This is a genomic window from Robertmurraya massiliosenegalensis JC6, from assembly GCF_000311725.1.
Lineage (GTDB): Bacteria > Bacillota > Bacilli > Bacillales > Cytobacillaceae > Robertmurraya > Robertmurraya massiliosenegalensis.
This window is the reverse complement of record NZ_HE978511.1, coordinates 72,943-80,413: the sequence shown is the minus strand read 5'-3', so window position 1 is coordinate 80,413 and position 7,471 is coordinate 72,943. Positions and strand designations below refer to the sequence as shown.

The following is a 7,471-nucleotide window of genomic DNA, read 5'->3' as shown; positions in this document are numbered from 1 at the left end:
GGAAAAGGTAAAAATGAAGCAGGTCAATCCATTTCAGCTTAAATAGAATTTTACTTATCAAGCAGTAGGAATTTTTCCTACTGCTTTTTTCCTGTCCAATTACATACTTACAAGTTGAGCTTTTCATGCAAAGTATAAATGTTCATTTTTTTCCTGTTATCAAATAAATGATCACTAAATTGGGAAATGTAAGATAAGAAAAAAAGGATGGTGGTTTAACGATGCTATTTAAGCGGAAGATCTATTTCATTTTGTTGTCCTGTTTACTTATTATTGTGACTGCTTGTGGCAATGGAGATGGTAATGGAAATGCTGGGGGCGAAGGCACCGAATTGGAAGGGAGTGTGGTTGTTGACGGATCAGGAACGGTCTACCCTCTTATGTCCAGACTTGCTGAGGATTATATGATTAATGAACAAGAAGATGTCTCCGTAGAAGTGAGCCGTTCTGGAACAAGTGCAGGCTTTAAGAAATTTCTAGTTGAAAACGGAACAGATTTCAATAATGCCTCTCGAAAGATTAAAGATGAAGAGCTAGCTAAAGCAGAAGAGTTGGGAATAAATGCAAAAGAAATGAAGGTTGCTTTAGATGGAATTACGATTGTGGTTAACAAAGAAAATGATTGGGCAACAGAATTAACCCAACAGGAAGTGATTGATCTATTTCTTGCGAGTGCTGGGAAAGCAAAGTGGTCAGATGTTAGAGAAGGATTTCCTGATCAATCAATCGTTGCATATGGCCCAAATGAAAACCATGGAACATACGAATTTTTCTGGGAAACCATTCTTGAAGAACAGGATCTAGTAGAAGGGATTAACTTGCAACAGGATTATGCAACATTAGTTAGCTTAGTATCACAAGATAAAAATGCGATAGCGTTCTTTGGCTATGGATACTACGAAAGTAATAAGGATACGTTAAATGCTGTAAAGATAGATTTCGGAAATGGCCCGGTAGAACCTTCTATTGAGACGATTAAAGAAGATGGCGATTATGCTCCATTTACTCGTCCTGTATTCACATATTTAAATGAGACAATGGCTCAAGAGAAGCCTCAAGTTCTTGATTTTGCCATTTATGCGATGAAGAATGCAGGTGCTGCTGCAAAAGAAACGGGATTTGCTCCATTACCAGAGGAAGAACTTCAGGAGTCAGTGCAATATTTAGAAGGGTTAAAAGAATAAACTCTATACCTATTCATAACGTATGGTGAATGTTTTCTCCTGGTACCAAAGGTGAAAGGGGAGTAGGAAAATGGCAAACCAACAGAATTTGAAAATTAGGGAAATGATTGAAGAAAATAGAAAAACTGTAACTGTAAAAAGTATGTCAGAAAAACTGGTTCCAAAACTTTTACTAATCATTGCATTGATTTCAATTTTTACAACGGTTGGAATCATCTTAACCCTATTAACAGAAACGGTACATTTTTTTCGCGAAGTACCGTTTCTAGATTTTTTCACTGGGACAAGATTGGCACCTCTAGGAGCAAATGCACAGTTTGGGATTTTACCATTATTGACGGGAACTGTTATTTCTTCAACGATTGCTATGTTCGTAGCGATACCGGTAGGACTCATGTCTGCTGTCTTCTTAAGTGAGTATGCATCAGAAAATGTGAGGAAAACATTAAAACCACTCTTAGAGATATTAGCTGGCGTCCCAACCATTGTATATGGCTTCTTTGCTTTTACCTTCGTGACTCCTTTACTTCGCTCATTTATTCCTGGATTAGCACCAACGAATATTCTAAGTCCAGGACTTGTAATGGGGATCATGATAATACCGATGATTGCTTCACTTTCTGAAGATGCAATGAGTTCAGTACCGAATGCTATGAGAGAAGGGGCTTTAGCGTTAGGATCAACAAAGCTTGAAGTAACCTTTCGAGTCGTCATTCCAGCAGCGATTTCAGGAATTATTGCATCGTTTGTGCTAGGTATATCAAGAGCAATTGGTGAAACGATGATCGTAACGATTGCAAGTGGAAGTTCAAAAAACTTCACATTTGATCTCACACAATCGATGCAAACAATGACTGCTTATATCGTTGAGGTGACTGGAGGAGATGCACCTGCTGGTTCAACTTTGTACTACAGCCTCTATGCTGTAGCAATGACGTTGTTTGTTTTTACATTGATAATGAATTTTATCGCCCGATATGTCTCAAAAAGATTTAGGCAGGGATACTGATCATGAAATATGTGGATACAACACAAGTACAAAAATCAATGACATCACGCTTACAATTGAATCGAATCATGCGAATTATCTTTCTTGTAGCGACCCTGTTCGGACTTGTTGTCCTTTTGGTGTTGTTTTATCGCGTATTATCCGATGGGTTGGGTTGGATTAACATCAAGTTTCTAACAAATAAACTATCTACAGATCCTTATAGAGCAGGGATTATGGGAGCGATTCTGGGAACGCTGTGGCTGATTATGGTTGTCGCCCCTGTTACGATGTTCCTCGGTATTGGAACAGCAATATACTTAGAAGAATACGCCAGAAAAGGGCGATTACAATCCTTTATACAAACGAATATATCGAATCTTGCAGGAGTTCCTTCAATCGTATTTGGAATCCTCGGATTAACAGTGTTTGTTCGAGGAATGGGACTTGGGAATATCATTCTCGCTGGTGGTCTCACGATGGCGCTTCTAGTCCTTCCAATTGTAGTAGTAGCTAGTCAAGAGTCACTTCGATCCGTCCCTCAATTTTTAAGAGAAGCGTCATATGGAATGGGTGCTACGAAATGGCAAACAATCAAAAAAGTTGTATTGCCTGCTTCCATACCAGGAATCATGACGGGTGTTATTTTAGCCTTGTCAAGAGCAATTGGTGAAACAGCACCACTTGTTGTTATAGGCATTCCAGCACTATTAATCCCTTTTCCAGATAATATTTTCGATAAGTTTACCGTTTTACCCATGCAAATTTATTATTGGACAATCGACGCAGCATTAGTGGCGGAATATGCCAATTTAGCAGCAGCGACGATTGTAATCCTTCTTCTTGTCTTATTGATTATGAATTCTATTGCCGTAATTATACGAAATAAATTTCAAAAAAGGTATTAATATTGGAGGAAATAGAATATGCCTGTTATGACGGAAAATGAAACTAAAAATGTACAAACAATCAATCAAAACCCAAATGATACTGAGCAAAAAAGGAAAATCGTTTACGATACGAAAGGATTAAACTTATGGTATGGGACAGATCAGGCCTTGAAAAATATAAACCTTCAAATCGTAGAAAATGAAGTTACGGCGATAATAGGTCCTTCGGGATGCGGCAAATCCACCTATTTAAAAACGTTAAATCGAATGGTAGAACTCATTCCCATCGTTCGTACTTCTGGTGAAATTCTATACCGGGGAAAAAATATTTTTAATAAATCTTACTTAGTAGAAGAGTTACGAACAAACGTTGGCATGGTATTTCAAAAACCAAACCCTTTTCCAAAAACCATTTATGATAATATCGCATATGGTCCAAGAATACATGGAATTAAAAACAAAAAAATTCTCGATGAAATTGTTGAAAAAAGTCTTCGGGGTGCAGCCATTTGGGATGAAGTCAAAGATCGATTAAATGAAAATGCATATGGAATGTCTGGTGGTCAACAGCAACGTCTATGTATTGCTCGTTGTTTGGCGATTGAACCTGATGTCATTTTAATGGATGAACCGACTTCAGCTCTCGATCCGATTTCAACATTAAAGGTAGAAGAACTAATCCAAAAATTAAAAAAAGATTATAGCATCATCATCGTCACACATAATATGCAACAAGCTTCGCGAATTTCAGATAAAACTGCATTTTTTCTAAGCGGTGAGGTAATTGAGTTTTCAAACACAAGTAAAATGTTTTCCAATCCGGATAAACAGGAAACCGAAGACTATATCACTGGTCGATTCGGCTAAAATAGGAGGTGTATGAAGTGTTAGTGCGTGCAACTTTTCAAGCACAATTGGACGAGTTGAAAGAAATGATTATTGAGTTAGGGAGACAAGCACAATTTGCAGTTGGAGAATCGATTGACGCATTAAAAAATCAGGATGTAGATAAAGCATTGAAAATCATTGCAGATGATAGACAGTTAAATTTAATGGAAGAAGAAATCAATGACAAAGCAATCTTATTAATTGCACAACAATCTCCGGTGGCAATTGACTTAAGGAGAGTGATTGTAGCGATTAAAATTTCTTCTGATTTAGAACGAATTGGTGATTTAGCTGTTGATATAGCAAAATCAGTTATCCGCATTGGACCGAAGGATTTAGTTAAACCGATCGTAGAAATACCGAGAATTGCAGAGGTGGCAAATAAAATGGTGACTGATTCGCTTAAGGCTTATAAAGAGGAAGATACTGATCTTGCTAAGCGGGTTGCCAAAATAGATGATGAGGTAGACGAGGCGTACGGAAAGCTAATTAAAGAATTATTAGAACTGATGAGTCAGAAGCCTGATTATACGCAGCAAATTACTCAATTGTCTTTTATTTGCAGATATGTAGAAAGAGTTGCCGATCATAGTACAAATATTTCTGAAAGCATTCTATATTTAGTCAAGGGTAAGAGATATGACTTGAACGCATAAGAGGTAATAAAGTAAGGAGGTATAGCGATGGAGGATAAAAGGACAGAAACAGAAAAGGCAAATATTAAAATCAATCAAATACTGAACGGAGAAAAAGAAGAGAATTCATTTGATGTAGATCCGTTAATCAACAATAATAATATTGCACTCGTGTTAAATGAACAGGATGATAAGAAAAAAAGCTGATAATGAAATTTGCACGATAATTGCTACTCGATAAAATACGATATAGTTACTGTTCATAAGTCTGTCATAACTTTGTTGCAGAATTGTGAATGAATGCACAAACTGCTTTTTTTTCTAGTTGAAAATGATAATCTTTATTTGTAAGCAAAACACATTAACACCTTAAATAAGGGGAGATTATCATGTTTGGAAAATTATTAAGAGAAAATACTATTGTCGCAGGTATTTTAACAGTTGTACGTATTTATCTAGGTTGGGCTTGGATGTCAGCAGGATGGGGCAAATTAACTGGTGGATTTGATGCTGCAGGATTTTTAAAAGGTGCTGTTGCAAATCCAGTTATGCATGATGGTCACGCAGTATATGGCGGATGGGTATCATTTTTAGAAAGCTTTGCGGTTCCAAATGCTTCATTATTCAACTTCATGATTCCACTTGGTGAATTTTTAGTAGGTTTAGGACTTATTCTTGGATGTTTAACAACAGCAGCAGCATTCTTTGCGATGGTGATGAACTTCTCATTCATGCTTTCTGGTACAGTATCTCATAACCCAACAGATATCATGATGGCAGTATTCATCGCAGCAGCTGGTTACAATGCCGGTAAATTTGGTTTAGACCGTTATGTGTTACCATACCTTCGTAAATTAGTAAGAAAAGGCAAAAACGAGGCTAGTCAGTCTGTTTCAGTTTAATATATAAGTAAATAAAGTAAGCAGTAGGAATTTCTCCTACTGCTTTTTTAATCCTATTTATTGACAAAAGAAGGAATAATCGATATATTAAAAACAACTAACATGTTATACAAGTTAGTTGTTTTTGCAACAGCTATCATGTTATGCCAAATAGCTTATTTTTTTACAACGCTATCTTGTAATGCAAAATAGTAAAGAAAGGAACATGCCAATGTCGGTGCGAAGCCAATTATTAAAAGGGGTATTAGATGGATGTGTATTGGCTGTCATTGAAAAAGAGCCTGTCTATGGCTATGAGCTTTCACAAAAGTTATTACATGTTGGCTTGGCAGATGTAAGTGAAGGGACGATTTATCCAATCTTATTAAGGCTACAAAAAAATGGGCTTATTAAGGGAGAGATGAGACCTTCTGATTCTGGACCAAATCGAAAGTATTACTTTTTGACGGAAGAGGGCCAAGAGGCATTACAAATGATTACAAAAGAGTGGGAGCAAATTTCAAAACCGGTGAATGAATTGTTGACAGGGGGTAAAGAGAGCGATGAACGTTAAAAGCTTAATCGAAGAAAACAATCGTAAAAGAGAATGGTTAACTCCAGAAAATGAAGCGTACTATAGTGATCTACTTGTATATATTCGACTAAAGTTTAGTCTATCTGAGCAACAAACAGAAGAAGTATTAATGGAAATCCTCGATCATTTATTAGAGAGTCAAAAGGAAGGGAAAACGGGGAGAGATATCTTTGGAGATGATCCAAAAGGATTTGCTGATGAAATGATCGAACAACTACCTAGAACAAAGAAACGAGAGCTTATTCCATTCTTCAGTGGAATCATTGCAAACATCGTCGGTTGGGTATTGGTGATTAGAGGTCTTCTTTTCTTAATATTGTCACCTTTTACAGAAGTGAATTTAACCGTGCATCCAATCAGTGTATTCATAATAGCACTTGTGATCGGAGCCTTTGTTCTCATTACAATTATGTTGATCTTTAAGATGATTGAAGGTTCTTTGTTCAAAGAACATCAAAGTAAATGGAAAGATTCGATTAAAAGTGGTCTTATTGGAGCAGTTGGGATGACCGGTGTTCTCCTCATCGTGAAATTTTTGCCCGAAATTGGACCGTCATTTGAATTTTCATGGTGGCTATCCTTACTTATTGGGAGCGTCCTATTATTTATCTTGTATGTGTTAAAGAAGCAGGAAAGGCGGTAAGGAGATGTTATCTGCAAAAAGCGAGAAGTTCATTGATAATTTACGCATGTATTTAATGATGTCAGGAAAAAAAGAACAAGAAATAGAGGAACTAATCGAAGAATTAGAAAACCATCTGTTTGAAGTAGAAAAAAGCGGAAAAGGTATAGAAGATATTATTGATCAAACACCAGAACAATATATGGCTTCCTTGAAAAAAGAAATGAAGACGGATTATCGTCAAATCATTAAATTTCTCCCAATTCTTTTTCTTAGTGTTATTGCTTATGTTCAGATGGGACCGGCAATAAGGGGAGAATTTGAATTAAACATCATTCAGATAGTCGGTCTTCCGATTACCACATTGCTTGGATTTGGGATTTACGTTTATTTTTTACAACAAGCTGGGAAGAAACAATATTCGAATAAGAAGTTTTTTATTGGAGGCATGATTTCAAGCTCCATTGTAACATTGATAGCGATTGTATTAATGGTTGGAAGTAAGCTCATCATGGAACCGTTTTTTAAAGGAAATACGTTCGCAGATGTTGTCGTTATCGTGATATGTAGCTGTATTTTTATCATAACAGCGTTTTGGAGCAAATCATGGGTGACGATTTGGATACCGGCTATTCTTTTCATCCCTGATGTAATTGACAGATTGACAGACTTGGAAATTGAAATGTGGCTTACAATCACTATAGGTTCTTATCTATTAATGTTTATAGTTCTCTTATTGAATGTTTGGATCGCTGAAAGAAAAAAACGGTGAGAGCATAATAAAAAAA

Annotated in this window: 10 protein-coding genes; all 10 read left to right on the top strand. The window is 36.5% G+C overall.

What is annotated here, in order from left to right; genetic code table 11:
* Positions 1–221 precede the first annotated feature (221 nt).
* The 10 genes from BMSHG_RS00505 (at position 222) to BMSHG_RS00460 (ending at position 7,455) form a co-directional block, all read left to right on the top strand.
* Positions 222–1,184 (top strand): PstS family phosphate ABC transporter substrate-binding protein, encoded by a 963-nt coding sequence (locus tag BMSHG_RS00505; RefSeq protein WP_019152472.1) that lies wholly within the window; start codon positions 222–224, stop codon positions 1,182–1,184.
* A gap of 70 nt (positions 1,185–1,254) precedes the next feature.
* Positions 1,255–2,193: a phosphate ABC transporter permease subunit PstC gene (pstC, locus tag BMSHG_RS00500; protein ID WP_019152471.1), complete on the top strand. Its 939-nt coding sequence runs from the start codon at positions 1,255–1,257 to the stop codon at positions 2,191–2,193.
* Between the two features lie 2 nt (positions 2,194–2,195).
* Positions 2,196–3,080 (top strand): phosphate ABC transporter permease PstA, encoded by an 885-nt coding sequence (gene pstA, locus BMSHG_RS00495; protein ID WP_019152470.1) that lies wholly within the window; start codon positions 2,196–2,198, stop codon positions 3,078–3,080.
* An 18-nt stretch (positions 3,081–3,098) separates the two neighbouring features.
* Positions 3,099–3,929 (top strand): phosphate ABC transporter ATP-binding protein PstB, encoded by an 831-nt coding sequence (gene pstB, locus BMSHG_RS00490; protein WP_019152469.1) that lies wholly within the window; start codon positions 3,099–3,101, stop codon positions 3,927–3,929.
* 17 nt (positions 3,930–3,946) lie between these two features.
* Positions 3,947–4,606 (top strand): phosphate signaling complex protein PhoU, encoded by a 660-nt coding sequence (gene phoU / locus BMSHG_RS00485; protein ID WP_019152468.1) that lies wholly within the window; start codon positions 3,947–3,949, stop codon positions 4,604–4,606.
* Positions 4,607–4,633: 27 nt separating this feature from the next.
* Positions 4,634–4,792 (top strand): hypothetical protein, encoded by a 159-nt coding sequence (locus BMSHG_RS28080; protein WP_019152467.1) that lies wholly within the window; start codon positions 4,634–4,636, stop codon positions 4,790–4,792.
* A 182-nt stretch (positions 4,793–4,974) separates the two neighbouring features.
* Positions 4,975–5,487 (top strand): DoxX family membrane protein, encoded by a 513-nt coding sequence (locus BMSHG_RS00475; RefSeq protein WP_019152466.1) that lies wholly within the window; start codon positions 4,975–4,977, stop codon positions 5,485–5,487.
* 211 nt (positions 5,488–5,698) lie between these two features.
* Positions 5,699–6,040, top strand: coding sequence for a PadR family transcriptional regulator (locus BMSHG_RS00470; RefSeq protein WP_019152465.1), 342 nt, complete (start codon positions 5,699–5,701; stop codon positions 6,038–6,040).
* A complete protein-coding gene (locus BMSHG_RS00465; RefSeq protein WP_019152464.1) occupies positions 6,030–6,704 on the top strand; it encodes a DUF1129 family protein in 675 nt (224 codons plus the stop codon). The genes BMSHG_RS00470 and BMSHG_RS00465 overlap by 11 nt, the downstream gene beginning before the upstream one ends.
* A gap of 4 nt (positions 6,705–6,708) precedes the next feature.
* Entirely contained in the window at positions 6,709–7,455 is a 747-nt protein-coding gene (locus BMSHG_RS00460) for an HAAS domain-containing protein (protein WP_019152463.1), read from the top strand.
* The last annotated feature ends 16 nt before the right edge of the window (positions 7,456–7,471 follow it).

What these genes read in the sequence shown, in the direction of transcription:
- BMSHG_RS00505 (WP_019152472.1), top strand. Translation starts at nt 222, where the DNA reads ATGCTATTTAAGCGGAAGATCTATTTCATTTTGTTGTCCTGTTTACTT.
- pstC (WP_019152471.1), top strand. Translation starts at nt 1,255, where the DNA reads ATGGCAAACCAACAGAATTTGAAAATTAGGGAAATGATTGAAGAAAAT.
- pstA (WP_019152470.1), top strand. Translation starts at nt 2,196, where the DNA reads ATGAAATATGTGGATACAACACAAGTACAAAAATCAATGACATCACGC.
- pstB (WP_019152469.1), top strand. Translation starts at nt 3,099, where the DNA reads ATGCCTGTTATGACGGAAAATGAAACTAAAAATGTACAAACAATCAAT.
- BMSHG_RS28080 (WP_019152467.1), top strand. Translation starts at nt 4,634, where the DNA reads ATGGAGGATAAAAGGACAGAAACAGAAAAGGCAAATATTAAAATCAAT.
- BMSHG_RS00475 (WP_019152466.1), top strand. Translation starts at nt 4,975, where the DNA reads ATGTTTGGAAAATTATTAAGAGAAAATACTATTGTCGCAGGTATTTTA.
- BMSHG_RS00470 (WP_019152465.1), top strand. Translation starts at nt 5,699, where the DNA reads ATGTCGGTGCGAAGCCAATTATTAAAAGGGGTATTAGATGGATGTGTA.
- BMSHG_RS00465 (WP_019152464.1), top strand. Translation starts at nt 6,030, where the DNA reads ATGAACGTTAAAAGCTTAATCGAAGAAAACAATCGTAAAAGAGAATGG.
- BMSHG_RS00460 (WP_019152463.1), top strand. Translation starts at nt 6,709, where the DNA reads ATGTTATCTGCAAAAAGCGAGAAGTTCATTGATAATTTACGCATGTAT.